General features: G+C 46.5%; 26 protein-coding genes. 13 read left to right on the plus strand and 13 right to left on the minus strand.

From position 1 onward, the window contains the following. Positions 1-65: 65 nt before the first annotated feature. The gene (locus tag ACJJIO_RS17415) at positions 66-1,118 is read left to right on the plus strand and encodes a Gfo/Idh/MocA family protein (protein ID WP_444909235.1); all 1,053 of its coding nucleotides are present in this window, start codon (positions 66-68) and stop codon (positions 1,116-1,118) included. A gap of 173 nt (positions 1,119-1,291) precedes the next feature. Here the strand turns inward: ACJJIO_RS17415 and ahpC are convergent, their stop codons facing one another. Continuing rightward, positions 1,292-1,858, minus strand: coding sequence for an alkyl hydroperoxide reductase subunit C (ahpC, locus tag ACJJIO_RS17420; protein ID WP_444884416.1), 567 nt, complete (start codon positions 1,856-1,858; stop codon positions 1,292-1,294). A 246-nt stretch (positions 1,859-2,104) separates the two neighbouring features. Here ahpC and ACJJIO_RS17425 point away from each other — a divergent pair, with 246 nt between their 5' ends. The 3 genes from ACJJIO_RS17425 to ACJJIO_RS17435 all read left to right on the plus strand — a co-directional run bounded on the left by ACJJIO_RS17425 (position 2,105) and on the right by ACJJIO_RS17435 (position 4,633). Continuing rightward, on the plus strand, positions 2,105-3,421 hold the full coding sequence (locus ACJJIO_RS17425) for a DUF2157 domain-containing protein (protein WP_444909236.1): 1,317 nt from the start codon (positions 2,105-2,107) through the stop codon (positions 3,419-3,421). Next, positions 3,418-3,939, plus strand: a complete 522-nt coding sequence (locus tag ACJJIO_RS17430) for a GDYXXLXY domain-containing protein (RefSeq protein WP_444909237.1) — start codon at positions 3,418-3,420, stop codon at positions 3,937-3,939. Before ACJJIO_RS17425 ends, ACJJIO_RS17430 begins: the two co-directional genes overlap by 4 nt. A gap of 94 nt (positions 3,940-4,033) precedes the next feature. Next, positions 4,034-4,633 (plus strand): CPBP family intramembrane glutamic endopeptidase, encoded by a 600-nt coding sequence (locus ACJJIO_RS17435; protein ID WP_444909238.1) that lies wholly within the window; start codon positions 4,034-4,036, stop codon positions 4,631-4,633. Positions 4,634-4,665: 32 nt separating this feature from the next. Here the strand turns inward: ACJJIO_RS17435 and ACJJIO_RS17440 are convergent, their stop codons facing one another. Next, on the minus strand, positions 4,666-5,250 hold the full coding sequence (locus tag ACJJIO_RS17440; RefSeq protein WP_444884420.1) for an exopolysaccharide biosynthesis protein: 585 nt from the start codon (positions 5,248-5,250) through the stop codon (positions 4,666-4,668). A 263-nt stretch (positions 5,251-5,513) separates the two neighbouring features. Beyond that, the gene (locus ACJJIO_RS17445; protein ID WP_444884421.1) at positions 5,514-6,155 is read right to left on the minus strand and encodes an NAD-dependent epimerase/dehydratase family protein; all 642 of its coding nucleotides are present in this window, start codon (positions 6,153-6,155) and stop codon (positions 5,514-5,516) included. 245 nt (positions 6,156-6,400) lie between these two features. Between ACJJIO_RS17445 and ACJJIO_RS17450 the strand changes: the two genes are divergently transcribed. Next, the gene (locus tag ACJJIO_RS17450) at positions 6,401-7,639 is read left to right on the plus strand and encodes an alkylhydroperoxidase-related (seleno)protein (RefSeq protein ID WP_444909239.1); all 1,239 of its coding nucleotides are present in this window, start codon (positions 6,401-6,403) and stop codon (positions 7,637-7,639) included. Positions 7,640-7,868: 229 nt separating this feature from the next. Here ACJJIO_RS17450 and ACJJIO_RS17455 read toward each other — a convergent pair whose 3' ends face one another. Further along, positions 7,869-8,381, minus strand: coding sequence for a DUF4174 domain-containing protein (locus ACJJIO_RS17455; protein WP_444900427.1), 513 nt, complete (start codon positions 8,379-8,381; stop codon positions 7,869-7,871). A gap of 250 nt (positions 8,382-8,631) precedes the next feature. On the opposite strand from ACJJIO_RS17455, the gene ACJJIO_RS17460 reads away from it, so the two are divergent. The 3 genes from ACJJIO_RS17460 to ACJJIO_RS17470 all read left to right on the plus strand — a co-directional run bounded on the left by ACJJIO_RS17460 (position 8,632) and on the right by ACJJIO_RS17470 (position 12,997). Next, positions 8,632-10,014 (plus strand): MFS transporter, encoded by a 1,383-nt coding sequence (locus ACJJIO_RS17460; protein ID WP_252082154.1) that lies wholly within the window; start codon positions 8,632-8,634, stop codon positions 10,012-10,014. Between the two features lie 88 nt (positions 10,015-10,102). Next, positions 10,103-11,491 (plus strand): MFS transporter, encoded by a 1,389-nt coding sequence (locus tag ACJJIO_RS17465; RefSeq protein WP_252082153.1) that lies wholly within the window; start codon positions 10,103-10,105, stop codon positions 11,489-11,491. Between the two features lie 117 nt (positions 11,492-11,608). Continuing rightward, complete coding sequence (locus ACJJIO_RS17470; RefSeq protein WP_444909240.1) at positions 11,609-12,997, plus strand: MFS transporter; 1,389 nt, start codon at positions 11,609-11,611, stop codon at positions 12,995-12,997. A gap of 145 nt (positions 12,998-13,142) precedes the next feature. On the opposite strand, the gene ACJJIO_RS17475 is transcribed toward ACJJIO_RS17470, so the two are convergent. The 4 genes from ACJJIO_RS17475 to ACJJIO_RS17490 form a co-directional block, all read right to left on the minus strand. Next, on the minus strand, positions 13,143-13,658 hold the full coding sequence (locus ACJJIO_RS17475) for a GNAT family N-acetyltransferase (RefSeq protein ID WP_444909241.1): 516 nt from the start codon (positions 13,656-13,658) through the stop codon (positions 13,143-13,145). 687 nt (positions 13,659-14,345) lie between these two features. Further along, entirely contained in the window at positions 14,346-14,741 is a 396-nt protein-coding gene (locus ACJJIO_RS17480) for a hypothetical protein (protein WP_444909242.1), read from the minus strand. A 194-nt stretch (positions 14,742-14,935) separates the two neighbouring features. Beyond that, positions 14,936-15,175, minus strand: coding sequence for a DUF1059 domain-containing protein (locus ACJJIO_RS17485; RefSeq protein ID WP_444909243.1), 240 nt, complete (start codon positions 15,173-15,175; stop codon positions 14,936-14,938). Between the two features lie 192 nt (positions 15,176-15,367). Continuing rightward, positions 15,368-16,195, minus strand: coding sequence for an AraC family transcriptional regulator (locus ACJJIO_RS17490; protein WP_444909244.1), 828 nt, complete (start codon positions 16,193-16,195; stop codon positions 15,368-15,370). Between the two features lie 121 nt (positions 16,196-16,316). Between ACJJIO_RS17490 and ACJJIO_RS17495 the strand changes: the two genes are divergently transcribed. The 3 genes from ACJJIO_RS17495 to ACJJIO_RS17505 all read left to right on the plus strand — a co-directional run bounded on the left by ACJJIO_RS17495 (position 16,317) and on the right by ACJJIO_RS17505 (position 19,597). After that, positions 16,317-16,745, plus strand: a complete 429-nt coding sequence (locus ACJJIO_RS17495) for an organic hydroperoxide resistance protein (RefSeq protein ID WP_444909245.1) — start codon at positions 16,317-16,319, stop codon at positions 16,743-16,745. 52 nt (positions 16,746-16,797) lie between these two features. Next, positions 16,798-17,760 carry an alpha/beta fold hydrolase gene (locus ACJJIO_RS17500; protein WP_444909246.1) on the plus strand — a complete coding sequence of 321 codons (963 nt, stop codon included), beginning with the start codon at positions 16,798-16,800 and terminating at the stop codon, positions 17,758-17,760. A gap of 532 nt (positions 17,761-18,292) precedes the next feature. Further along, complete coding sequence (locus ACJJIO_RS17505) at positions 18,293-19,597, plus strand: carbohydrate porin (protein WP_444909247.1); 1,305 nt, start codon at positions 18,293-18,295, stop codon at positions 19,595-19,597. A 133-nt stretch (positions 19,598-19,730) separates the two neighbouring features. Here ACJJIO_RS17505 and ACJJIO_RS17510 read toward each other — a convergent pair whose 3' ends face one another. From ACJJIO_RS17510 to ACJJIO_RS17530, 5 genes are all read right to left on the minus strand, one after another. Beyond that, complete coding sequence (locus ACJJIO_RS17510) at positions 19,731-19,979, minus strand: hypothetical protein (RefSeq protein ID WP_444909248.1); 249 nt, start codon at positions 19,977-19,979, stop codon at positions 19,731-19,733. 200 nt (positions 19,980-20,179) lie between these two features. Beyond that, positions 20,180-21,520 carry a serine hydrolase domain-containing protein gene (locus ACJJIO_RS17515; RefSeq protein ID WP_444909249.1) on the minus strand — a complete coding sequence of 447 codons (1,341 nt, stop codon included), beginning with the start codon at positions 21,518-21,520 and terminating at the stop codon, positions 20,180-20,182. Positions 21,521-21,774: 254 nt separating this feature from the next. Then, a complete protein-coding gene (locus ACJJIO_RS17520) occupies positions 21,775-21,927 on the minus strand; it encodes a hypothetical protein (RefSeq protein WP_444909250.1) in 153 nt (50 codons plus the stop codon). A gap of 459 nt (positions 21,928-22,386) precedes the next feature. Then, complete coding sequence (locus ACJJIO_RS17525; RefSeq protein WP_444909251.1) at positions 22,387-22,974, minus strand: hypothetical protein; 588 nt, start codon at positions 22,972-22,974, stop codon at positions 22,387-22,389. Positions 22,975-23,234: 260 nt separating this feature from the next. Beyond that, the gene (locus tag ACJJIO_RS17530) at positions 23,235-24,167 is read right to left on the minus strand and encodes a LysR family transcriptional regulator (protein ID WP_444909252.1); all 933 of its coding nucleotides are present in this window, start codon (positions 24,165-24,167) and stop codon (positions 23,235-23,237) included. A 147-nt stretch (positions 24,168-24,314) separates the two neighbouring features. Here ACJJIO_RS17530 and ACJJIO_RS17535 point away from each other — a divergent pair, with 147 nt between their 5' ends. Together ACJJIO_RS17535 and ACJJIO_RS17540 are read left to right on the plus strand one after the other, a co-directional pair. After that, positions 24,315-25,328 carry an NADP-dependent oxidoreductase gene (locus tag ACJJIO_RS17535; RefSeq protein ID WP_252082146.1) on the plus strand — a complete coding sequence of 338 codons (1,014 nt, stop codon included), beginning with the start codon at positions 24,315-24,317 and terminating at the stop codon, positions 25,326-25,328. Positions 25,329-25,789: 461 nt separating this feature from the next. Then, positions 25,790-26,299, plus strand: coding sequence for a hypothetical protein (locus tag ACJJIO_RS17540; protein ID WP_252082145.1), 510 nt, complete (start codon positions 25,790-25,792; stop codon positions 26,297-26,299). Position 26,300 lies beyond the last annotated feature (1 nt).

Below are 26,300 nucleotides of genomic sequence, written 5' to 3' on the forward strand. Positions count from 1 at the left end.
CAATTTTATTGGAGATAAACCCAGTGAGCCTATATACATCCGCGTCGGGTATGGTTGTATCGCCTATGGATAATCTACCTATGGAAAGTGAGCGGGTGTATAGGTGGGGTTTTATTGGTTGTGGGAAAATTGCAAACGACTTTGCCTTGGTGCTGAATTTTCTTGAGTCAGCCCAAGTCTATGCAGTTGCGGCAAGGGATATTGGCCGTGCGCAGGCATTTGCAATATTGCATGGGGCTAAAAGATATTATGGGAATTATGCAAACTTGGTGAGTGACCCTCTTGTAGATATAGTCTATATCGCAACCACAACAGAGTCTCATGCTGAACATGCCATTTTGGCTCTAAATGCAGGAAAACATGTCTTTATTGAAAAGCCAGTCGCTCTTTCTGTAGAAGATATCGTTAAAATAAAAGTTCTGTCCAGGGAAAAAGGCCTGTTTTGTAGTGAGGCTATGTGGATGCGTTTCTTTCCAGCAATTGAATACTCACGAAAAATAGTTGAAAGTGGTGATATCGGAGAGGTCCAGCAAGTTAGAGCAGATTTAAGTTTTGACCTAAAGCGTGATGAAGGATTAAATTCGCCAACCTGGAAAACAGGAGGCAGCTTCGATGCTGGGGTTTACCCTATTCATCAAGCTTTAATATTTGGTGGAAGTAATATTAAAGAAGCTGACTGTGCTGGAGTAATTGATGGCTATGGTTTTGGGCAAGTGGCCGCAGGCGCAATGCATATCCATTTTGAAGGGTCATCAACAGCAATAGCAACCTGGAGCATTTTATATGAAGGTGCGGAGGAGATGGATATATATGGGTCGAAAGGTCGGATTAGAGTGCAAGCCCCCGCGCATAGTCCAACATGTCTTTCATTAATTAAGTACGGTGGAAGCCGCCGTAATCCAAAAAATGTTGTTGAAACACAGGTTTTCCATCTCCCTAGTATTCAGGGGGAATTTAACTTTCCAAGTTCAGAGGGGCTCATTTATGAGGCTGCCGCTGTACAACGGTGTCTTGCTGCAGGACGCACTGAATGCCCTCAGGCTCCTATGGATGAATCATTATTGGCTATTCAGTTATTATCCGAGTGCGATCGTATCATCAAAAGTAGGGAGAACTAGATTCTTACTGCACTCAAATTTGTGATGATCAGGTGAGCTTTTTCTGAAAAGAAATCAGTGGTAATGCTTACTCTATTGAATTTGTTCGGATCAGTTTGTCAGAATTTATAAATGACAATGCCCACCAAAGAGTGGGCAAAGCCAGTTCCAATCCTGTGAGGGCTTGGGAAAACTTAAATCTTACCTACCAGGTCGAGAGACGGGGCTAAGGTTTCCTCGCCTTCCTTCCACTTGGCCGGGCATACCTCACCGGGGTGTTCGGCAACGTACTGGGCGGCCTTGATTTTACGTAGCAGTTCGTTGGCGTCGCGGCCAATACCACCTGCAGTGATCTCAACGATCTGAATACGGCCTTCCGGGTCGATCACAAAGGTGCCGCGGTCTGCGATACCTTCTTCCTCAATCATTACGCCGAAGTTGCGGGTGATAGTGCCGGTGGGATCACCAATCATCGGGTACTGGATCTTACCGATGGTTTCAGAGGAATCGTGCCACGCTTTATGGGTGAAGTGGGTATCGGTGGATACGGAGTAAATCTCCACTCCCAACTTCTTGAACTCTTCATAGTTGTCGGCCAGATCGCCCAGCTCGGTGGGGCAAACAAAGGTGAAGTCGGCGGGGTAAAAGAAGAATACCGCCCACTTGCCTTTGACATCGGCATCGCTGACGTCGTGAAACTCGCCATTTTGGTAGGCTTTGGCGTTGAAAGGTTTAAGTTCAGATTCGATGTAACGGGACATGGGTAACTCCTTAAGTGAATACCGCGTTGTGTCAGTAATTTCTATAGGACTAATACTATTGATGGTTTCATTTTGATAAAAATTAACAATTTAAATGTGTCAGATAGCTTGTCGCTATTTTGCTGTCCTGGGGCTTGACCGGCTTGGTTATTAGATTGTGGATGGAGACGACATCAGAGATACTCCAAAGACTTACAGCGGGCGCTGAACAGCGCCGCAATGGATATTTGGCCGCAGGACAGTGGTATGCGATTGATACGCTTATTGAAATATGACTTGGCGCGTGAAGCCGAGGATTGGGTCGATGACGGGGTGATTAGCGAGGCACAGGCAGAGCTAATCTGCGCCCGCTACCAGGTGGATTATCGCAGTGCCCGGCAGCGCTCACTGGGCTACAACGTGTTAGTGGGGCTCGCTTATCTATTTATCGCACTCGCACTGATCACCCTGATTGGCGCCAACTGGGAGGAAATTCCCCGTGCTGCGCGTATGGGCGGTTTGATTGCGCTCACGCTGGTCACTCAGTGTGTTGCCTTGCGAGCTTATTGCACAGGGGGCCGCCGTGCCGGCGAAGGGCTCTTTCTGCTGGGGAACTTCTTTTTTGGTGCCGCGATAATCCTGATCGCACAAATCTACCATCTGGGTGAGCATATGCCCGATGGAATCTTTTGGTGGGCACTGGGTTGTTTACCATTTGCCTTGATTACCCGCAGCCCTTGGCTGGCCATTCAGGCTAATGTGCTGGCACTGCTGTGGTTCTTTTTACAGGTGAGCATGGGCTATTACCCGGCGCTCTTCCCGCTCTTTATAGCGCTATCTCTCTATGTACTTTTACGCGGGCGAGCGAGCACCATTCTTATGCTGCTGCTTGTGGTGAGCATCGGCTTCTGGATCGAATTCTCGCTATCGGAATTCTGGCGTGGCGAGCAGCTGGGCGCGGGGCTGGAATTTTATTCAGAGAATCTGGCGGTGGCGGTCTCCCTGTTTATTCTGCTGTATACCTTTAGTCATTGGCTGGCGCTGAGGGCTTCGCCGGTGGCCAAGGACTACGCTGCGGTGATCTCGGTGTGGTGTCTGCGTTTTGCCCTGGCCAGCCTGTTGGTATTCAGCTTCGCACAGCCTTGGGAGGCGTTGATCGAGGCCGATTGGCAACACCGGTTGTCTATGTGGCTGGTGGTGGCCGCGATGGCCAATGTTACTCTGCTGTTGGCACTGCCGGCCAGGCGCTTGATATCGAGTGGTTTGCTCTATGTGTTCTTTATTGGTGCCCTCATCACTGTCAGCAGCAGTGATAACCAAGACTTGGCGATGTATTTGCAAGTGGCTACCAATTTCGCCCTTATTGGCTGTGGTAGCTGGTTAATTTACCGGGGTATTCACGATGGTATTTCCCATTATTTCTTCCTTGGGGTGATGTCGATACTGATCACTGCATTGCTGCGTTATATCGATCTGATCGGTGATTACCTGGGGGCTTCGCTGATCTTTATTTTATTTGCGGGCCTGTTATTGGGCGCCGCCAAGTACTGGAAGTACCACCAGGGCAGGGAGGGAGCACAATGAAAAAGGGACTGACTTTTACCTTGGGTATGGCGATAGCTGCACAGTTTTTGATTCTGGTAGGCATGTATGTAAAGGCACAGGTGCCGCTTTGGACTGGAGAGCCAATCCGGGTAAAAACGATACCGGTAGACCCCCGCTCCCTGTTTCGCGGCAACTATGCGCGCTTGAATTACGACTTTTCCCGTATTGCCAAGTCAGCCTTAACGGAAGAGCGCCGCATACGAGAGGGAGAGGTGGTGTATGTCTCCTTGAAAAAATCCCCCTCAGGGCTTTATGAATTTTCTGCGGCGAGCCTGGAAAAACCGGTCGAGGGGATATTTCTTAAGGGGCGGATTGCCGGTGCTAATCCCTGGAGTGCAGAGCAATTTTACCGCATCAAGTACGGTATAGAGGCCTACTTTGCCCCCAAAGAAAAAGCCCTGCAGTTGGAGCGGGAATTACGCGATGGTGGGATTGCCGAGCTTATGGTAGCGCCCAGTGGTCAGGTGAGCCTCAAGAGTGTAATAGGGGGCGGCTGAGTCACTCACTTTATGCTCTGGAGTTGTAACGCGAGGCTGTATTAGGTCAAGCGTCGAGGGAAAAAAACAGCTCTAATGAATGGAGTCAGAATCTATGTCACAGGGAAGAAAGTGCCAGATAAATATCTTCAGCACCATGATGTGGGTGCAGGGGGCTTGCCTGTTGTTGGCAGTGATCGGACTTTGGCTTTCCGGTGTGACGCTATCACCAGCAAGAGGCGACCCGTGGAGTTCTGTTGCCTGGGGAGTCTTGGGCGCACTGTTTAGCTTTGCTGTGGTTGTGGCATTGACCCGCGCCCATCATCGCGTGGGGCGTACTCTGCGTTGGTACTGTGCCCAGCTGGCGCCAATTTTCTGCAAAATGCCCTTGGCCCAGGTGGTACTGTTGTCTCTTGCCGCAGGTGTTTGTGAGGAGTTGTTATTTCGTGGCTTTCTGCAAACCTGGCTGTCGCAACTGAGCTCCCCGCTGCTGGGGTTACTCGGAGCTTCTTTCGTTTTTGCCCTTCTTCACTGGGCTTCGCTGATCTATGTGCTGCTAATTTTCGCATTTGGCTTAATCCTTGGTTTTGTCTACCAAGCCAGCGGCAGCCTATTGGGGGTGGTTGTCTGGCATGCCCTCTACGATTTTTTTGCCCTGGCCACACTTGCCTATTACCCGAAAGTATTGGGTGCGGATCGGTGGCTGGCCAAGTAACAGGCGCATTTCAGTGGTTGGATGTGTCAGCCTTACAGCAGGGTATGCGCTAGCAGTAGGGTTAGTAGGGCGGTCATGGTAAAGCCGATCAGCGCTAGCAAGCCATCGTGAGCCACCAAGGCCAGCCCAAAAATAGTGAGGGCGAAGCCCGCTGTAGTGGCCGAAAAGGGCACCAGTTCCATCAGCGGCATTGTCAGGGCGATAAGCGAGCAAGTAGTGGCAATAGCATAGGTGCCACTGCGCTTTACCAGAAAATGCAGGCGTGGCTGCATCCAGCGATCGGCAAACTCTGCCGGCCGCCTCAACCAGTGCAATGCTCGGGTCAGCTTCTTCTTGGAAATCGAACGGTTTAATAGCCACTGAGGTAGCCATACATGTTTGCGCCCCAGTAACAACTGAATGGCCACTAGTAGGAGTAATGCTGCCATGGAGGTAGATATGCCGGGCACGCCGCTTAGGGGGGAAAATAGAATCAATCCCACCACCAGCAGAAAGGGCGCATAAGAACCGAGCCCTACAGCATCTATTACCAACTCTAGGGAGACCCGTTCAGTATGCTCGCAGCTGGCTTCTATGTGTTCCAGCAGCTGGCATAGGCCGGTAAATTCCTGGGGCATAGGCTTAGGCTTCAATGCCCATTACTGATTGATCGGACAAGAACGGTGAGTCGGGATCTTCCATCCGGGATCATCCATCTGGGATCTTCCATACTGGCGCTTATGCCGGTGATAGGCTACGTAGATAAGCAACAGGGAGGGGGCTAAAGACAGGAGCAGTCTAGATAAATAGTGCACAAACAACAACATGGCGTTCACCGCAAAGGGAATCCTATAGAGATAGTCTGTGCCGCCAAAGCCTCAATCGCCAGCCCAAAAAGGCGCTAGTTGGAAAACAATTCATCCAGAGTGAAGGTTTCTTGGCCTTTGCCCTCTTTAAGGCTCTCTCTCACCATCTTTGCCGCTACCTGAGCCCCCTCAATTGGGCGATAACGCTGTAGTCCGGGGAGTCGGCAGATCCAGGGTAATAATATGGCGCCAATTTTCTCTGCTGGGCGGGAATCGCCCCGCTCACCTAAAAGTAGGGAAGGGCGAAAGATACTGGTTCGTGTAAAGGGCAAAGATAAAATTTCCTGTTCAAGTTCCCCCTTCATTTGCAAGTAGGCATTGCCACTTTTGGTATTGGCACCGCTAGAGGATACCAGCAGGTAATGCGACACCCCATTATCCGCGGCGAGCTTTGCCGCCTGGTATTGATACTCCACATCCACCTTATGTTGTTGCTCCAGGCTGCCTGCTTGTTTTTTGGTAGTGCCAAGGCAGGAAAAAAGCAAGTCACCATGGAATAAGTCTGCATAGTCCGTCAGATGTTCAAAGTCCACAATTTCATTGCGTACCTTGGGGTGGCGAATAGGGACATTTCGGCGGGTAAGAGTGATTATCTCATCGATAGCGGATTCCTTTGCCAACAGTTCAACCAGTTCACTGCCAATCAGTCCCGTTGCACCGATAATAATTGCCTTCATTATAAAAATTTCCGATTCATACATTTGCCAATTAGCTGATGATCCACTATTTAGGGGTGGTGTTGTCAAGTGTATTGGTCCCTTTCCCCGCTGTAAATTTTCCGACTATTTTTTTTAAATAAATGGACGATTTATTTAAAAAATTAATTCTAAAAATAAATGTAGAAATGTTTGCTTATTACATATTAATCTCCTTCGTAATTGTTGGTGAAGGTATCAACCCTTTTAGGGAGTCGGATTGAACAATGCTATTTGATTACTCGAAACAGAAGTTGCCTATTCGTGAAGGTCTACGTGAGGCAAATTTAAAAGCCTGGCAGTTTATTGGGGAGACCGGTAATTGGTGGTCTGCCCAGCAGCACCTTGCCATTGCCAGAGAGGTGCGTGCAGCACATGAATGTGCATTTTGCCGAGAGCGGAAGAAAGCGCTTTCACCTTATCAGGTGGAGGGGCGGCATGAATCTAATTCGGAACTTTCTGAAGTTATTGTCGATACAGTTCACCGAATAGTGACAGACTCATCCCGCTTAAGTGAAGAGTGGTTTAAAAGACTAATACTCTCAGAAATCTCCAAGGGACAGTATGTGGAGTTGGTCGCTGTAGTTGTATTTGTCATGAATGTGGATACCTTCCATCGGGCACTGGGTTTACCTTTGGAGGCATTGCCAGAAATTCAAACTTTAGTGAATGAATCGCCATCGAAATATATTCCCGAAGGCCTGGAAGAGGGTGCAGCCTGGGTGCCAATGATCGGTAAGAGCCAGTGTGCCGAGGAGGAGCAAGATTTATATAGGGATGTCCCCAAGCCCACTAATGTGCTTAGAGCTTTGAGTTTGGTGCCAGAGGCGGTGCGTTGTCAGCGCTATATGGAGAATCGTTATTACTTTTTACCCTCTGAAGTCATGCAGGTAGGTGAGAGTCACGATCGTGCACTATCTCGTATAGAAATTGAGTTAGTCGCTACCAGGGTGTCGATGAATAACGAGTGCTTCTATTGTTCGGCGTCTCACGCAATGTTGTTACAAGTAAGCGGAGAGGTGCAGGGTAAGCAGCAAAATATCACCGACTTGCTCTCTTCGGAAAGAGTGGCAGCTAGTGAAAATAATGGACCTGGTAATGGGGGAATTTCCGGGGAGTATGCGGAGCTTATTGGCTTTGTGGACGCTGCTATGGGGGATGATAATCAGCAACTTGTCCTCGCCAGGGAGAAGTTATCCAAGGAGCATGGTGATTCTGCACTGGTGGATACGGCCGCGCTAATAGGCAGTTTCCAGCGTATGAATCGTATTGCCAGCGCCACAGGAATAGAGCTAGATCAAGAAGTGGATCTGTTAAGTCAGCAGGTACAAAGTCAACTGGCGCTGGATACATATGCCCAGGCAAGTGAGACGACGGCCGGGGGTAAGGCATTGGGGTGGCTGTTTGCCAAGGTTCGCCCGATTTTGTTTAAAATGGTGGGGAAAAGAGCCAGGGATAGGGCTTAAGTAGCAAGCTACTCTCCCTTTGGAATAGTGAGCCAGATTCAATTGATAAAATGCCTATGGTGGGCTAGAAAAGCCCATATGCCAATGAGGATGAAGCGTCTACCGTTATAATCGTTATCGGTATAGTGTGGATCTTGATGGGCCCGTTTCTATAGTGGCTTCAAAGGTCCTCTCAAGGTTTGAAGCAGTAAATATAGAGCAAGGTGCACGACGGAGAAATTGGGTGTAGTCATTCCTGGCAAAACTTTCTGGTCAATCTTGGTACAATATTTAATGAACCAACAGATACAGTACATTTACCCAAAAGTACTTCACTGGGCTGATGGCTGCCCTGCATCTCCTGCTTGCGCATAGGCATACGGTCTATGCGCTGAAAAATTTCTACAGGGGAAAAGGTAACTGTACGATATTTTTCTCTGCCATCCTTGCCAATTAGCACAACTTGCTCACTATTTCCCTTGAAATATTCATCGCGAATATTTTTACCAAAATCCCCGGTAATTTTTCCTGCATAATTCGTTTCAATTTTGTCACCTGAAAATAAAAACCAGAGAAGTTGCCTCTCAGCAAATTGTGGCCCCAGCTTGAGCAGTGACTCTAGGGTTTCAGGGGGCTTTGGTGGGTTTGCTAGCAGTAAAATACGATTTTTCCATTGAAAATCTTTGAGGTTACTTATAGCTGTTTCTTCAGCGGCAAGCTGTAAGGATTGAATAAGTAATAGCAAGAAAAATAGTATACGCATTATCACAACTCTGCTATTTAGATTGCTAAATACATTGGAGTTTAGCTGAGTAAACTCAACTAAGCTTAAGTAGTACCCTTTGTGGCACTCCAAAAGAAACGGTTTTGGGTGACCCTTTCAAGCTTACCGGTTTTTGTAATCAGGTTTTAGGATAAAAAATCGAATCTGCGATAGATTAGCGTATTGCATGGTGTGGTCGAACTCCCCTGGCCTAACAATCAAATTGGAGTTTCTGAAGCTGGTACCATTTATGGCACATATGCAGGAGCCTACCCAGCAGTCAAACCGTTTAGGCCTATTAGCCATTTATGTTGCCCTATTTATCATTGCCATTGATATCAGTGCATTCTCCCCGGCGATTCCCGCCATAGAAAGGGAGATGAATATGAATATTACCACTTCACAGTGGGTAATTAATGGCTATGGGCTGGTTTTTGGGGTAATGGTTGTTACCGGTGGCCGTATTGCCGACATTATTGGGCGGCGCCGTACCTTCATCATTGGTGCGTGTATATTCCTTATCTTTTCCCTACTCGGAGGGCTAGCTGTAAATGTTCCAATGCTGTTGGCTGCCAGGGCTGCAATGGGTATTGGGGCCGCCTTAATGTGGCCATCAATTCTGGGGATGGCTTACAACCTTATGCCAGAAGAACGCGCAGGGGAAACCGGCGGATTAATTATGGCCATCTGCGGTCTTGCCAATACTTTGGGGCCAGTAGTGGGGGGAGTGTTGGCAGATCTACTGAGTTGGCGCTGGCTATTCTTTTTCAACTTGCCCATCGCTACTGCGGCGGTCTATATGTGCTGGAAATATATCCCGATAGATATACCTTATGACCCAAACGAAAAAATTGACTATTTGGGGGTTTTGACCCTTACGGGTTCTTTGTTAAGTTTTCTCTTGGCCTTAAATTTCGCTTCTGAAAATGGCTTTATGAATCCCTTGGTAGTGGGGTTATTAACCTCCTTTCTTCTGTTTACGGTTGCTTTTGTACTGATTGAAACAAAAGAGCGAGATTTCGCCCTGATACCTCAGGATATCATTAAGAATAAGCGATTCTTTGCCGCAGGAGCTGTTACCCTTTTTACCTCCGTAACTTTTTTTTCCGTGATCTTGTATTTGCCACAATACTTAACCAATGTGCGGGGTTTCTCTACTATTCAGTCCGGCTTGTCCCTGGTACCCATGATGGTCGCTTTTGGCATGATGTCCTTTATTGCAGGTAAATTATATTTGCGTACCGGAGGGAAAATATTGGTATGTGTTGGAATTTTGGGCATGAGCCTGGGGATGTTTTACTTGTCCAGGCTGGGAGAAGGGTATAACTACATCTTAGGGCTGATTATATTAGGCGCTGGCCTGGGGCTGTTTAACCCCTCGACAACCACAATGGTTATTGCGGTTGTAAATCCCAACCGCGCTAGTTTAGCAAGTGCTATTATTTATATGCTCAAAATTACCGGTGGAGCGGTAGGGCTTGGTGTAAATGCGGCCATATTGGGTTTCTCTCCAGATATCACATCGGGTATTAGCTTGGCATTTGAGGTAAACGCTTGTTTTGCTTTTGTGGGCTTTGTTGTTGCTTTCATGTTTATGAGCGCTCCTAGAATTCCAGAGCGGGAAGGCGGGTAGTCACTGAAGTGCAAGACCATGTGATGAAAGTGAAGGAAGCTGCGAATCTATCCGAATGGATTGCAGAATTGCTGAGGGATTTATAGGGGTGAGTCAGCTACAGATTTCCAGAGGGCAGGTTTATGGCTTATTTGCTGCCGCTCTGGCCTTATTTATGATCGCGATTGATATGAGCGCCTTCTCCCCTGCATTGCCAGCTATACAGCGTGAGTTTGGATTTGATATCACCACTTCGCAATGGGTGATTAATGGTTATGTACTTGTCTTTGGTATTTTGGTGGTCACTGGCGGTCGCATAGCGGATATCTATGGCAGAAAACGTGCATTTATGGTGGGAACGGCCATTTTTGCTCTCTGTTCATTAATTGGTGGCCTCGCTATTGATATGGCCATGTTACTGGTAGTCCGCTGTCTGATGGGGATAGGTGCAGCGTTAATGTGGCCCTCTATTATAGGTATGACCTATAGCCTGGTTCCCAAAGAGTATGCTGGGCAGGTTGGTGGGGGCTTGATGGCAGTATTGGGGGTGGCAAATATTGTTGGGCCTGTGGCTGGAGGGGTGTTGGCTGAATATTTAAGTTGGAGGTGGATTTTTTTTATAAATATTCCTCTTGCGATTACCATAATTTGTTTTTGCTGGAAGTCAGTTCCAGATGATGTTCCCAAAATTTCACGAGAGAAGATAGACTACCTGGGAGTTTTGACGTTGAGCATTTCTCTGTTCAGCCTTTTGATTTCTTTGAATTTGGCTGCCGAAATTGGTTTCAGGGATCTATTGGTGATCTATCTGATAATGCTATTCTTAGTGTTCATCTGCTTGTTTATTATTGTGGAAAAGCGCAATCAAGAGATTGCATTAATTCCTGCTGATATTGTCTCTAATAAAACATTTTCCCTGGTAAGTTTGGTTACTCTTTTATCGGCAGTGATGTTTTTTGCCGTTATTTTGTTTTTGCCCCAGTTTTTAATTGAATATCGGGGGTTTACGGCAGTTCAGTCTGGTGTGGGAATGATCCCCATTATGGCAACCTTTGCACTGACCTCCTATCTATCGGGTGTTCTGCATAAACAGCTGGGGGCTAAATTGTTGATATGTGGGGGACTTGTCTGCAAAGGCGCTGGAATATTTTCACTATCTTATCTGAACAAAGAAACAGAATATCTTGAGCTTATACCCGGATTGATTATTTTGGGGATTGGTATTGGCTTGTTCAATCCGGCAGTGACTACCGCTGCGATATCAGTTGTAGATTCTGCGCGCTCAAGCTTGGCGAGTGCGATTCTTTATATGTTCAAGATTGCAGGAGGTGCCTTGGGCTTGGGAATCAATGCGGCTATTGTAGGTTTTGCGCCAGATGTGGTGAGTGGTATTGGTTGGGCCTATACGGTAAATGCTTATTTTGCTCTTAGTGCGTTTGTGATTGCTGTTTTCTTTCTTCCCGGGCAGTTACCAAAAGCCTTCTCGAGACGGCAGTAATAATGAAACTTAATCGTTTTAAAAGATCCTGTGTTGGGTTTGTAAATGTGCTCAGGAGCATGGTTTGATAATGTGTTGAGTTCGATTTGAGATCTAGTGCGCAGGAGGTTTCAATTAATGCCCGCGCTAAATTCTACTCTAGGAAAGGAGCAATATTTAGGGCTCGCGGCCTTGTCAGTGGCTGTGTTCCTTGTGGCAAATGACTTTACGGCTTTTGCTCCTGCATTACCTGCTATTGAAAGTGAATTTAATGTAGACATTACCACTTCCCAGTGGATTATTAATGGCTATGCGCTGGTCTTTGGGGTGCTGATCATTACTGGTGGCCGGCTTGCTGATCTCTACGGTAGAAGAGGTGTATTTTTTTGCGGTACCCTGATTTTTATATTTTTCTCCATTTTAGGCGGATTGGCAGTTAATGCTAATATGCTGTTGATTTCCCGAGCTTTGATGGCAGTTGGGGCAGCGTTGATGTGGCCATCAATTCTGGGGATGACCTATAACTTGATGCCCGATGACCGCTCTGGCCAGGCTGGCGGGCTGATTATGGCAGTTTGCGCTTTTGCTAATGCCGTAGGCCCAGTACTGGGAGGAATACTGGCGGACCTTTTAAGCTGGCGGTGGATTTTTTTAATCAATATCCCTATAGCATCAATCGCACTATTTGTCTGCTGGAAAGTAGTTCCGTTTACACCACCAGAGCAGACAGAAGAGAAAATTGATTATCCAGGTGTAGCAACACTTTCTATTTCACTATTTGGACTATTGTTTGCGTTGGATATTTCTGGGCAGATTGGCTTCAAGCATCCATTGGTTATTGTTTTGTTGACGATATTTTTAGTTTTTATATGTTTATTTTCCGTTATTGAATGCCGCATAGGGCGTACTGCATTGGTTCCAGGTGATGTTATCGGCAATAAAAAATTTCTTTCAGCAAGTGTTGTTACCCTGTTAGTCGCTGTTTTATATTTTTCAGCCTTACTTTATATTCCGCAGTTTTTGACAAAAACACAGGGGTATAGTGCGATGCAATCTGGTATGTCATTGATTCCATTGATGGTTGTTTCGGGAATCTTTGCTTATATATCAGGGCGTTTTTATGAGCTGATTGGGCCAAGGTGGTTGGCTGGGGCAGGCACACTCTGTATGTGCGTAGGAATGTTTATGTTGTCTCATCTAAGCGACAATACCGGATTCATTAGCCTTTTGCCGGGTATGATGATGTTGGGTACAGGCATTGGCCTCTTTAACCCTGCAGTTACCACTGCTGCAATCACTGCTGTATCACCAAGTCGAGCCAGTTTGGCCGGAGCCGTAATATATATGTTTAAAATTGCTGGAGGTGCCATTGGTCTTGGGATGAATGCGACTATTGTGGCTTTTTCACCAGATATCTCTTCAGGTATTGACCGGGCGTTTACGGTTAATGCTTATCTTGCACTTGCAGGGTTGGTTGCTTGTCTATTTTTTGTTGGTGCTAGCCAGAAGAAAGAGGTATCTGGTTAGTATTCCTTTTGAGAATATCTATAAGTAAATAGCTCTTCAAAAGAGTGATGATTTTAGGGGTGACGGAGGGCACTTTATAGTAACTATCATAGTTTTCAAGCTTCTATCCGCTCTTAATTACTAAAATAGCAGGGTTGAATTATTTCTAAGTTTCTATTTTTCGAAAATAAATATGGTCGCTATAAGTTTTTCCGCCAATCATATGAGCTTCTGGGATGATCATATCAAGATGAAAGCCGCACTTTCCGAGCACTCGCTCTGAAGCAATGTTGCCTTCTGTTACCACTGCCTTATAGTGCGCAATACCATGCTCTAAATATGCCCATTCCATTAAGCCGCTAAGCGATTCGGTACCATAACTTTTTCCATGGAATTCTGGTAACAGTAAATAGCCAACTTCAGCTATGCCATCCTCCAAATGAAACCCAGTTACACCCATTTTCTGGCCGGAGAGCTTATCTATAATAACCATACACAACCAAGTATTAGAGTTTGCTTCCCAGGGGGTAAGTCTTGATTCAAACTTAGACTTTAATACTGTTTCATCTGGCGTATCGAAACATAACTGGATTACTTGAGGGTTAGTATGCAGACTTACAAAAAGTGACCAATCACCCTCGGTGATTAGTGGCATGGTTAAGCGCTGGGTACTGACTTTCATTGTCTGCTCAAGATTCCATTAGTTCATTAATTTTGATGATATTTCAGGTTTGTTTAAAAGTTGATCTACACCTTTGAGTGGGAATGAATCTGCGAAGTAAGTTTGAAATAAATTCAACTTCGCAGATATCTAAAGATTAAGAGGTTATTAAAGTTTTTGCTCTTCAATGGTGGAATTCATTATGGCTACACATGCACTCCCTGGCCCAGCGCAGGGACCTTTCAAAATGTATGTGGCGCGCTTATTACAGCCGGAAGCGCCGTATGTACGCCGGTCAAGTTGATGGATCGTCATTGATTTAGCATCACAGTTTAAGTCAAAGGGTGCTCTTTTTGTGACAGTTTTCTCCATGAGGGAGGTGCAACCACTTAGTGAAGCAATCAAAATGCTTGACCACATTAATTTACGTCCCACGGGTAATCCTTTTCGATAAAATTGATGAAGTAGATAGGGAAACATACACAGGCCTAAGCTTGTGGAATGTTAATAGATTTATTAATACAAACTTGACTATGTTTCCTGTTGCTGAAAGTTAGATTTATTTCCCTTTAAGGTCTAGGTAACAATTATATTGTTAAAGCTATCCTTTGGGGAGTAGCCATTCTGGCTTTTGTCGTAAGTTAACGATCTCTTAGGGAGGGAAGATCGTCTTACCTTGATCGTTAGTACTAGTTAATCCTTTCATGATCACCCACCTGAAGGTGGTATGTTCGGCTTCCAAGCTGATTGCACCTTAAATCGCTTAATAAGATCCTGAATCTTGGGGCTCATACAGCTTGCGGATTCTATTTCTTGATATACCCTGTCAGTTGCTCGTTTACCTGCGTCTAGAAGTATCTGAGCTGTTTGTTTTTCTGTTAGTTGGGGCCTTTTCTCTTTAATGTATTGAGATGACATACGTGTTACCAGCTCATAATTTGCCAGGAATGAAGCTAACTCTGGTTTTTTAGGTTGGTAACACTTACCAGCAGCGGCACTAGACAAGGTAAAGTGTTCATACATCTTAAGGATCTCAGGCGTACCATGGGCAGTGGAGTTTGAACTGGATAAAAGTGCGATGGATAGAGTTATTATGAATTGCATAACATTTCCATATGTTCAATGGTCTGCACTTATTTTAACTTAGAAAGCTTAGTTTTTACACTGCTTGAATAATTGCTTTCACTATAAGGTGGCTTACTTGGCTGGAAAATAGATTTTTTGGTTTTACCAGAAATGCCAAGTAGCCATCGATATTATCTCTCTAGTATTTTTGGTCATCTTTGGGTTCACATTTACTACTGAGAGGGTAGGGAGCTGAAAAGCTCCTTTTTGTATTCCATCCATTTTTTCACGGATTCATAATTTCTTATAAGTTCCTGCATTTTATGCATGGACTCTAGATGCTTCGGTTCTTTTTGCTGATACATCTCTATACCATGTTTCTTACTAAGATCTGCAATCTCTTCAGAGGAGTTTGCTTGAAATTCAACATCACAAGCGCCATCTAATTGTAGTGGTCTAATTCTTCCGGGCACCTGGCTTCTCTGCAATCTACCACTCACCACTCTTTGATTTAAGCTCTTCTCGCTTCTCTGCACCCGTGATAAAGGGGATTCAGAAGTTTATTAAGTTCGCTTGGTAGGATGGTGGGAGTAAGCATGAATTGTTTACTTAGGTATTAGGCATGGATTTCTTGATATTATGATGAAGTCTTCTTAATAGAGTCTTCACAAGGCTTGTTGCTTAAGCCATTGTCGAGGGGAGCATCCCACGCAGGCTTTAAAGGCGCGTGACAAGGCGGCCTCGCTTCCATAACCAACTTCCTCTACCACCAGTTTGAATGGCAAGCCCTGTTTCAAAGCGCGCTGTACTAACGATATCCGCCAACGTTGCAAGTATGCAGCTGGAGTGGTGCCAACTTGATCACGAAAAGATCTGGCAAATACACTCCGCGACATGCCAGCTTGTTGGGCCAGCTCTTCTAAGGACCAGTCATGTGCGGGCTGTTCATGTATGGCAATCAGCACTAAGCGCAAGCGTGGGTGTGCCATACCAGCCAGTATACCAACCTGTGTCAGCCCTTCCTCCATCAAGTGCCGAAGTACCCGAATTACTATGACTTCGAATAGGCGATCCAGTATTGCCTGGCGACCACAGTTTTGGGCGAAAGCTTCTTCAAAAATCAGGTCCAGTACACTTTTTGAATCGGATATAGCTGACAATGGAAGGCAGATAAAGTCGGGCAGGGCTGCCGCTATAGGATTACCAGGGCCGCCATCAAAGCTGAGGTTGGCACAGGCAAAATCTGCCCCACTCTCGGAGTCTGTAATAAAGCGATGTGCTAGCGGTCGCGGGTAGAACAGCAGGCTGGGCTCTGTAATCTGCAATGTCGGACCACTGCTGTGGTTGACTTCGACAGTGCCCTGGCGAATCAAATGGAGCTGCCCCATATCACCGTCGCCATTTAGCCCATTAATACCGCATAAAGTGCCTGTGTGGAATACGCGTGCTGTGATTGAGAACTTATCCAGCAGGGCAGCCAGCCGATCCCCCATTCCGATACTCCTGGTTAACTTATAGAGACTTATTGTTACATATCGTCCCATTTCTGGGGGTAAATTTAAACCCGTTGACAGATATGAGCCCCGGCTCTTCACAGAACCAAGGAGTATTAGCATGCAGTTAGAAAAAGTCCTCTACACAGCCGAGGCTACCGCTACAGGTGGTCGGGAGGGGCGAGCACTATCAACTGCTGGTGCCCTCGACGTCCAACTTTCAACACCACGAGAACTTGGTGGTGCAGGTGGTAACGGCACCAATCCTGAACAGCTATTTGCGGCAGGCTATTCCGCCTGTTTTCTGGGTGCATTGAAGCATGTCGCAGCTCAAGAAAAAATCACTCTGCCAGATAGTTCACGGGTTACCAGCAAGGTCGGCATAGGCCCGATACCCACAGGTTTTGGCATTCAGGTGGCGCTGTGTATCAGCTTGCCCGGACTGACGGAGACTGTGGTGCAGCTGCTAATTAACAGGGCCCATATCGTATGTCCCTATTCAAATGCAACCCGTGGAAACATTGATGTATACCTTATGCCCGCTGAATAAGTGGCTGGCATTTTCCAATACCTGATTTAAATGCTTCGAAGGAGAAGCCAGTATGAATCCCTTAACTCGTAAGATAGGTGCTCTTGGAATAGCTCTCCTTACTACATTCAGTGCAATACAATCTTCAGCTGACTCAAAATCTAGTAAAGCTGCCGAGTCTGCTAATAGTTATTCTAAGACATCCAGCACCATCACCACCCGTGATGGAGTGCAGCTTTACTACAAGGATTGGGGGCCAAAGGACGGGCCGGTTGTAACCTTCAGCCATGGTTGGCCACTAAGCTCGGACAGCTGGGAGTCGCAGATGATATTCCTGGCATCCAAAGGTTATCGCGTTGTGGCGCATGACAGGCGAGGGCACGGCCGCTCCAGCCAGCCCTGGGACGGTAATGATATGGATCATTACGCAGATGATCTGGCAGCTGTCATCAAAGCGCTGGACCTGAAAGATGTGACTCTGGTGGGTTTTTCCACCGGTGGCGGTGAAGTCGCGCGCTATATCGGCCGACATGGTACAGGTCGCGTTAAGAAAGCCGCGCTGATCTCAGCCGTGACACCGCTTATGCTTAAGACCAACACCAACCCGGGTGGTTTGCCGCTGGAAGTATTTGATGGTATCCGTAAAGGGTCCCTGGAAAACCGCTCTCAACTTTACCTGGATATCGCATCTGGACCATTCTTCGGATTCAACCGTCCAGATGCAGAGCCCTCACAAGGTTTGATTCAGTCATTCTGGGCGCAGGGAATGCGAGGTGGACACAAGAATACCTACGATTCTATCGCTGCCTTTTCGGCTACAGATTTCCGTGGGGACCTGAAGAAATTTGATGTGCCTACGCTGATAGTTCATGGGGATGACGACCAGATTGTACCCATCGACAATTCGGCCCGTGCCGCAGCAAAAATTGTCCGTAATGCCAAGTTGATTGTTTATCCCGGTGCGCCCCATGGCCTTGCCGACACTCATAAAGAGCAACTCAATCACGACTTATTGAAGTTTTTACAGGACAGGTAAATAGTACCAGGAGTGCCCTGCGAAAGCAGGGCAGCCTCCAAGAATACTTTTTTAGTTTTGACAATATTGGCCATACCTTCGCAGTTAGAAAATGGGTGTAAATTAAATGCGTGATATAGCAATTGTAGGTGGCGGTTAATCGGGCCTGCATCGAAGCCTCGCCCCTTTGTGATGGCTCGTAAAAACTTCCTGCTGGTGTCTTCGGTCAGTGACTCTAAAGCATTAAGCCTGCACTTCAGTTTGATCCACACTGCTAATCCGTTGAGGATTATGAGGCATTGCTGTCCCAGAAATATTCAACTTGAGAAGGTTGGGCTGGCAATAGTCGCGTTGCGTAATATAAGAACGTTGCTAGTAAGAAAGGTTGGCACAGGCTGCATCCCTATATATTTATCGATTAACAACACTCTCTTGGGATTTTCTGGCTGGCCATTCAACGACCCAACTTGAATGCCTTGAATAGAGTCCTCACTTGGTTCTAGTGAGATCGCTTACATAAAATATAATGAATTAGAGTGTATGTGAGAAATCTATGCAGCATAAGTTGGAATGGGTGATTGCCGTAATCGTATTAGTATGTGCCACATCTTTGCAGGGTGCTTCCGCTCAAAATGTCGAAGAAGCTGCGCCCTCGTACTCATATTGCTTACGTCCATCATTATTCGATTGGCCAGGTGGTTTGAAGCACGCCTTTCGGGAGCGTGGGATAAAAGTCGATGCTTGGCTTGCACAATTCTACCAAGGTGTGCTCACAGGAGATGGCGACAAGACTTGGCAGTACGGTGGTAAAGGAGACCTAATCGTAAATCTGGATATGTCGAAGCTGGGTCTGTGGCGAGGCCTGTCAGTCAATGTGCACCAGGAATGGATTTTTGGTGATGATGTGAATGACTTGGGGAATGGGGAGTTATTGCCGTTTAATACAGCGCTCGCTTTTCCACGACTCGGTGGCAGTGATCGCGAAACGTCCATTACTTTATCGCAAGCCATCGGAGATCGCTATTCGCTCACCTTAGGCAAGTTTTATATGTTTGATGTAGCTGCTAAGAAGCCTCTAATCGGCGGTGGCGGCCTGGATACTTTCATGAATATCGGACTTGCGGCCCCAATTAGTGGAGTAACCCCACCATACTTGTTTGGCGCTATTGGGAAGGTCAAGGCCGATTATGCAACCTTTACATTAATGGTTTATGACCCACGCAACGCGCAGATGAAGGAGGTAATCAGGAGTCCCTTTGCTGAAGGCAAAACTACAAGCCTTTCAGCAACTTTCCCTACAAAGATAAACGATCAAAAAGGTTTTTATACTGTGCGCGGCGTGTACAGTTCGAAAAAGGGGCTGAATCTTTCGACTATTCCCTCGCTTCTCGACCTTCCTGCAGCGTCCGAATCCATCCTCACGCGGAAAGGTTATTGGTATCTAAGTACCAGTGTGCAGCAATATCTTTATCATTACCCAGGCAACCCGGATATTGGATGGGGCCTCTTTGCGGAAGGCGCAATTTCCGATGGAAACCCTAATCCCCTTAAATGGCATTTTTTAGCTGGCGTCGGTGGGCAGGGGTTGTTTCCTGGCCGGCAGCAAGATCGTTGGGGGATCGGTTATTTTAAATATGGATTAAGTAACCAACTGATCAAGGGGCTGGCAAGGATCGGTTCTACCATGCCATTCAATCCCGAGTTCTTTATCAGGGATGAACAGGGCATAGAACTTTTCTACAACATGCACTTGGCGCCTTGGCTACGCATCACGGGCGACCTGCAATGGGTCAGGCCACATGAACTGAGTCGCAAGAGGATTTCTGTTGCGGCCCTGCGATGGCAGATACGTTTTTGAATTGAGACACAGTGTGAAACTGATCGATCTATCGACCTGATGATACTGAGTGACCGTCTACTCAATGTCGAGCCTTAGGAACATCCACAAAACCGACATTCTAGTTACCTCTATTATGGAGGAAAGGTGTGCATCACACCGTAGACTGGGAATGGATGTTTTGGAAGTTCGGTGCTGAATTCTCATAGAAATGGTACTGCTGCGGACCGCGACGGCTTTCGCCATCATCTTCTGCGGTGTAGATATTGCCGTTGATAAAGGCAGGGACAGCGGTTTCGGCCACAGGAATGCCTGCTTCCGATTGCTTGGTCACCAAGGAGTTGGAGTACGGTTTCTCGGAATAACTGGAGAGCGCAAGGACGAGGCCAAGCGCTGATTCCAAACAGATACCAGATTCGAAACAGGCCTACCTCCCTGAGGGGTATTGCACAGTTTCGCGCGACACCTGGGCTGCTCAGCTCGTCGAATTTTGTATGTCATTCAGATCAATGTCGAACAAAGTCTATCGAGCGCATTATGTCTTCTATCTGGCCCACAAGATTGCTTACCGGAAATATCAAATCATTTAGCTATTTTGAAGCTTTACCTTCCCGCCAGATATTTAATGATCCCATAGAAGCCCTGCAGGTTGTACCCGTCCAGGTAGGTGTCCTTGGATGGCGGCATGGAGGATTGTTTGATGATGGCGATGTCATGGTTCCTGTCGATATAGATCCACTGCCCGTGAACTCCAATGGCCATGAAGGCTTCCATGCCCGGCGTATGTTTGACCCACCACTGGGCGCGGTAGCTCCATTCGCCTTTTTTATACACAATATCGTCGGAGTCTGGACCTTTATCGAAGGCCTCGATGCTGCCCCCCTTGGCGATCTTGTCGACTACCTCTTTCGGCACGACCTGCTGGCCGTTGAATTTACCGTTATCCTTCATCATGATCGCAAAGCGAGCGAGATTGTAAGGTGTCGCATTCAGGCCACCACCGGCTACCGGCGTCGCGTTGTTGTCAACCAACACGTAGGTCTCACCCTCGGTGCCAATCTTCGACCAGACCTTTTCGTGCAGAGCTTTTTGGAACGATTCGCTGGTCACACGATTGGTAACCCAGTTAACGACGTCGGTCTTGGGGGTCTGATAGTGAAATACTTGGCCGTCCTTGTAGTTCTTGTCGGTTTTGAGAGTCACTAGGTAATCGTACAGGCTCTCAGGGTATTTGATCCCCGGCAATTTCGGCGTCCAGCCCAGGACGGCACTATACATGCGGATGCCGGATTTGGGATCCGCATAGTCCTCGGTGAAATCCATAGAGTTGGTCATATTCAGAACTTGGCCAAAGGTGGCGTTGGCGAAAGCCCCGTCCTTCACGTTGAGTTCTGGAACATATTTCGTAACCGGGTCGGTTTCCTTCAGTTTTTCTTCTGCTACCGCCATCAAGCCGAGCAAGCCGCAGAATGATTTGGTCACAGACATCATCTGGTGCGGCGTGTCTGGCGTCATGCTATTGAGGTATTCCTCGTAGACGATGTCGTCGCCTTTAATCACGACCAGGGAATCCGTCCAGGTCTCTTTCAGAAAATCAGCGACCGACTTGATATTACCCTTTGGATCCGTGATCTTGACGCCGGACGCAAAACTATTATCGATAGCCTTTTGGAGTGTTGACGGGTTGGCAGCGGCGGGTATGTTCGCCGAAGGATAAAACATCCGCATGTGCTGATAGGACCAGCGGATGAACGGCGAAGTCATTAGGGCATTCTTTTTGGTGACTTGCTTATCAGGTGGTGGCGGAAATCCTTCCATGATACCCAGCTCTTTGGCTGTTGCATATTTGTCTTCCGCATGGGCTATAGAGTTTATCGCAACGGTGGACGCTAATACCGAGCAGGCGAAAAAAATGGTTCTCGGAATAACTTCTAACTTACTCATCGTGTACTTTCTCCATAACTAGCAATTGGTCGGCGAGCAGGTCCTCTGCTTGCTAATCGTTGCAGGCCTTCGTAAGCGGTATATAAACCACATTGTAGTGGTCTAATCCATCTGGGCACCAAAGAGTTGATCAGATGCTGGGTTTTTATGTAGCGTATCAGCCTCCAGCGGCACAATGCCATTAATCTATTTTCTGAAATCGATGGGCTGACGGAAAAACCAGACTTTGCTGTTAAACGGTAACCATATCGTATTTAAAGGTCCATAAGGCCAGGAATTTGCGCCAACAACACCGGGATATTGATCACCAGCTTTATACCATTAGGGAACTCCAATACACCCAGATTTCCCGTAGTGGCCACAGGAAATCTGATATCCACAAGAACAAAGTCAGGGGTATCAGACACCAAAGTTTATTCAGATAGTTTGCGGTACCAGTAGAGGAGCAGGCTGTAGTTTATGTTGTGCTTACGTATTAAGACACCGGATAAATGTAGTAGGTAAAGGAGTATAGCCCGCGTTACATATAGCGACTAACCCACATACTTTGCGCCACAGCACTGATATCAACCACCTGATAGATGGTAAAACCCTAGAGTAAGTACAGGGCTTGTATTGAAAGCTCTTAGTTTCGAGTGTTTGGTTATGTAAGTAATTAAAATCATGATTAAGCCAAGAGCTGATGAGGCCTGGGATACAACCCTATGTACAATCTAAATCCACTATTATCCTTTAGGTTTTGGTGGTTTAAATAGATTGCTGCGAAAGAACATCAATAGAGAATCTTAGATGGATTGTGTGCTAGTTTCTGTCTATTGTTTAATGCTAATTTCTTATTTTAAGGTTTTAATGTATAGGTGTGGTTGTTAAATAGATATTTCTGTGTCGGTTAACTTTGTATAATTTATATGGTTAAATCCAAAAAATGACCTCCTACCATAAAGACGTAGTTTGTCGCCAGGTTTGAGATCCTCCCATGACTTTTTTGTCACGCCGCATATCTGATTGCTCATTAAGGAGTTGTACTCACTCAGAAGGATTCTACCTTTGCAATGCTTCTCTCGGTATCTAGATGATTTTCCTGAAACTGTCACATCCATGCTGCCGTGAGTTGATATGAAAAAATGTAATGTTGCTGGTAATCCTCTTGCTATTGAAAGATAGATGGTAATTGGGATCCCCATAGTTAAAGCTATCCCCATCAAGAGAGGGCTTTTTTTCTGATCTTCGATAATTTCCCTTATTGTCGATTTTCTTCTGGGGAGAGAAATGAATAAGATTGTGAGTAGAACTATAGAGAGAGCGATACTAGTAAAAGTAAGAAGCCTAGCTTTTTCATCACTGATCAAAAGTTCACTCGAAGCTCCAATTGGGAGTAGGCAGGCTATGCCAAAAGCTATACATGCATATATCTTGTGCTTAAGTGTTGCTCTTTTCTCGAGTGAGGAATCCATCGCTACCTTTTTGTACGGCTGACTGATCATTTATTAAAGTCACAATATATCATTTGATGTATGTGCTTCCCAGGCACTTACAACGATTTATATTTCAGTTGGTTATTCGTTGGAGAGTAAATCTTTAAAGTGACAAAAACATAAAATTTAAGTCGTGATTAATAAGGTTAACTATGGAGTGGTAAATTTTTCAGTAAAAATGGTAGCTTAGTCAGCTATATGGCACTTCTCAAAAATTCATTTATTGGTATTCAGGTTACTTATATTGGCTCGTTGGTTCTATCTAGGTGATGCTGCAAATGCTCACAAATAAAATCCACACATAGTTTAATTTTTGGTATTTGATATTTACTGCGCTCGTAAAGAAGAAAGATGCCAATATCACCTCCAGGGCTGACAGAGACTTTACCTTGGGTGGGAACCTGTACTAATTCTCCAGATTCCAGGTGTTCGCAAATACTCCATGAGGGTACACAGAACATACCGCGATGATTCAGTGCTGCAGCCAGTAGAGCTTTGCCATTATTGCTGATCAGGTGGGTGGATAGCTTTAGTGGCACCCAGCGATCATCATCGAAATAATGCCAGTCAATCAGCCCTCTGGGGCCGCGGTATTGGAGGGCGTGGGCAGATTCAATAGCCTGTTTATTTAGCGGTAACTCTTTCCCTAGGGTGTTTAGGTACTCGGGTGTGGCGGTGAGTGAGAATTCGTTCTTGGATAAACGCTTGGCGATGACATGCTCATCGGGAGCGGAGCCTCCGCGAATGGCGATATCTACAGGATCTTTACCTAGCTGGGTAAGATCGTCGCTATAGTGCAGGTCAAAAACAATGTTTGGGTAGCGTTGGGCGAATTGTTCCAGTAGGGGGGTTAAGTGCTGTTCGCCGTAAGAAGGTAGGCAGCTGATACGGATCAACCCGCTGGGGGCTTCGAAGGTTTGGCTCACCAGCTCATCTGCCTGCTCCAGTTGGCGAATGGCTTCATTAATCATGGAGTAATAGAGCTTACCCAGTTCGGTAACTTCCACCTTGCGGGTGCTGCGCTGCAATAGCTCTACTCCCAGAGACTGCTCAAGGTCCCGCACACGCCGTGAAATAGAAGAGGCGGGAACATCGAATTCCTCAGCCACTGCAGTAAAACTACAGAGTTCTGCCACGCGTTTGAAGTAGCGTAATGCCCGGATTTTGTCCATAAAGCCCCTATTCTTGCTTGTTTACACGGCAACTTAGCATTCATTATTGTCAGAAAGACAAAAGACTTCCACTAAATGCTCTCTGTTTCTCAGTTGGGGCAGGGGGCACTATCGCTCTCATTCTTGAACTGATGACTAGAGAGATTAATGAAAGCACTCAAAATTACCCAGTATGGCGATATCGATAGCAGCCTGGCTTTCCAGGAAGCGAATGTACCCGAGCCAGGTGCGAGCGAGGTGTTGATCAAGATCAATGCTGCCAGCATCAACCCCATTGATCTAATGGTGATGCGCGGCGAGATGAAAGCGCTAAAGAAGCTCAACTTGCCGGTGGGAATTGGCCGGGATCTGAGTGGCGAGGTGGTCGCAGTGGGTAGTGGAGTCTCACAATATCAGCCCGGAGAGGAAGTGTTCGCCAGGGTGGGGGAGGATCACGTGGGCACCCTTGCCCAGTATCTGGTGGTGGATGCTACGCATCTGGCGAAGAAACCTGAAAACCTCTCCCATGAAGAAGCTGCAAGTATCCCTTTGGTGGGGCTGACCTCCTACCAGGCTTTGATCCAGGTTGCTGGTTTGAAGAAGGGAGAGAAAGTATTGATCCATGCGGGTTCCGGTGGCATCGGCTCTATGGCGATTCAGCTTGCCAAGGCCTACGGCGCTTATGTGATTACTACAACCAGTAGTGCCAATGTGGACTGGGTGCGTAAACTCGGTGCGGACCAAGTGATCGATTATAAGAAAGAAAACTATCTGGATTTATTGTCTGATATTGATGTGGTGTATGACACTCTAGGCCAACAATACACAATGGATGCTTTTAAAGTATTGAAAAGAGGCGGCAGAGTAGTATCTATTGCAGGGGTGCTGGACCCGTTGACGGCGAGGGAGTTGGGTATCAACTGGTTTTTCCGTAAGCTAATCGGGCTTAAGTCTCGCCCGGTATTGAAACAGGCGAAAGACAAGAATGCGTTTTACCGTATGGTCATTATGCAGGCGAATGGGGATCAGCTCAGTGAGCTAAGCGCCTTATACAGGGACAAAATCATTTCTCCCGTCGTTGATAAAGTTTATCCATTCAGCCAGAGTCTGGCGGCTTTCTCTTACCTGAATAGCAAGCGAGCAAAGGGTAAAGTGATCATTTCATTGAACAGCGGCGATTAAATCGCCGGACTATTTGAGCGGCTTCTTTACAAGTTGGTAGTCATTCCTGTATCTATTGGGTGATTGCCAATGGCTAGCCACGCTTATTTTATTGCTAGTCGCAAATGATAAATGATTATCGATTGCACAGCAGGTACTTTTAATATTTTATAGGTTGGCAGTTTTGCTTGTGAAAGACTTTCACAATGAATCTATAAAACAGTAGCCATTAACATTTCGGCGCGAATTTAGAATTAATGAGATCCACCTCACATAATTGCTCAGTCGCATCACTTCTCAGTGCAAAAAATTAGCAATTGCCGGTTTTCCTAGATTTGACTTTCCTCACATCTGCCTATTTCTGTATTCACTACAATGCCGCTGGCTGAAAGGTCCCTGTTTACAGGCACTTCAATGTGGCCCTCAAGGGGTTTGCACATCGCTGGTTTTCATTGATAAGGATTGGGTCAGAGGTAGGCCACATGTTCAGAATTTTACAGATAGCTCTCCTTCTTTTACTGGCTGCCGCAGTGAATGCGCAGAATGTCAGTCGTGATGATATCCGTGGCTTGGACGAGCAAATCCAGGATGTTAAGAAAGATGTAATTGATCTGACAGCAACTTTGGCACAGTTGGAAGAGAAACTGTTGTTTCCTTCCAATACTCAGGTGGCTTTGTTTGTTTCTGTCGCAGACGAAAAGCCTTTTGAACTGGAATCCGTAGAAGTCACTCTCAATGGTGAAATCGTGGCGCACCACCTCTACACCTACCGGGAAATTGAGTCCTTACAAAAAGGGGGGGTGCAAAAAATCTATACCGGTAATGTGCAGGCTGGTGGACACCCGTTACAAGTACGCTTTATTGGCAAGACCCCTTCCGGTAAAGAGTATCGAGCCAATGCTTCTTATCAAATCGACAAGGCGGTAGGGCCAAAGTTTGTTGAGATCAGAATTTCCGGAACCGAGTCCGAGATTAACTTCAAGGACTGGTAAC

The organism is Microbulbifer mixtoriginis (SeqCode) (assembly GCF_052467235.1).

Coding starts and splice junctions, on each gene's coding strand:
- ACJJIO_RS17500 (WP_444909246.1), top strand. CDS start 16,798: ATGAATCCCTTAACTCGTAAGATAGGTGCTCTTGGAATAGCTCTCCTT.
- ACJJIO_RS17450 (WP_444909239.1), top strand. CDS start 6,401: ATGCTATTTGATTACTCGAAACAGAAGTTGCCTATTCGTGAAGGTCTA.
- ACJJIO_RS17435 (WP_444909238.1), top strand. CDS start 4,034: ATGTCACAGGGAAGAAAGTGCCAGATAAATATCTTCAGCACCATGATG.
- ACJJIO_RS17530 (WP_444909252.1), bottom strand. CDS start 24,167: ATGGACAAAATCCGGGCATTACGCTACTTCAAACGCGTGGCAGAACTC.
- ACJJIO_RS17540 (WP_252082145.1), top strand. CDS start 25,790: ATGTTCAGAATTTTACAGATAGCTCTCCTTCTTTTACTGGCTGCCGCA.
- ACJJIO_RS17515 (WP_444909249.1), bottom strand. CDS start 21,520: ATGAGTAAGTTAGAAGTTATTCCGAGAACCATTTTTTTCGCCTGCTCG.
- ACJJIO_RS17535 (WP_252082146.1), top strand. CDS start 24,315: ATGAAAGCACTCAAAATTACCCAGTATGGCGATATCGATAGCAGCCTG.
- ACJJIO_RS17470 (WP_444909240.1), top strand. CDS start 11,609: ATGCCCGCGCTAAATTCTACTCTAGGAAAGGAGCAATATTTAGGGCTC.
- ACJJIO_RS17525 (WP_444909251.1), bottom strand. CDS start 22,974: ATGGATTCCTCACTCGAGAAAAGAGCAACACTTAAGCACAAGATATAT.
- ACJJIO_RS17505 (WP_444909247.1), top strand. CDS start 18,293: ATGCAGCATAAGTTGGAATGGGTGATTGCCGTAATCGTATTAGTATGT.
- ACJJIO_RS17490 (WP_444909244.1), bottom strand. CDS start 16,195: ATGGGGGATCGGCTGGCTGCCCTGCTGGATAAGTTCTCAATCACAGCA.
- ahpC (WP_444884416.1), bottom strand. CDS start 1,858: ATGTCCCGTTACATCGAATCTGAACTTAAACCTTTCAACGCCAAAGCC.
- ACJJIO_RS17495 (WP_444909245.1), top strand. CDS start 16,317: ATGCAGTTAGAAAAAGTCCTCTACACAGCCGAGGCTACCGCTACAGGT.
- ACJJIO_RS17475 (WP_444909241.1), bottom strand. CDS start 13,658: ATGAAAGTCAGTACCCAGCGCTTAACCATGCCACTAATCACCGAGGGT.
- ACJJIO_RS17440 (WP_444884420.1), bottom strand. CDS start 5,250: ATGCCCCAGGAATTTACCGGCCTATGCCAGCTGCTGGAACACATAGAA.
- ACJJIO_RS17430 (WP_444909237.1), top strand. CDS start 3,418: ATGAAAAAGGGACTGACTTTTACCTTGGGTATGGCGATAGCTGCACAG.
- ACJJIO_RS17460 (WP_252082154.1), top strand. CDS start 8,632: ATGGCACATATGCAGGAGCCTACCCAGCAGTCAAACCGTTTAGGCCTA.
- ACJJIO_RS17480 (WP_444909242.1), bottom strand. CDS start 14,741: ATGCAATTCATAATAACTCTATCCATCGCACTTTTATCCAGTTCAAAC.
- ACJJIO_RS17415 (WP_444909235.1), top strand. CDS start 66: ATGGATAATCTACCTATGGAAAGTGAGCGGGTGTATAGGTGGGGTTTT.
- ACJJIO_RS17455 (WP_444900427.1), bottom strand. CDS start 8,381: ATGCGTATACTATTTTTCTTGCTATTACTTATTCAATCCTTACAGCTT.
- ACJJIO_RS17425 (WP_444909236.1), top strand. CDS start 2,105: ATGCGATTGATACGCTTATTGAAATATGACTTGGCGCGTGAAGCCGAG.
- ACJJIO_RS17445 (WP_444884421.1), bottom strand. CDS start 6,155: ATGAAGGCAATTATTATCGGTGCAACGGGACTGATTGGCAGTGAACTG.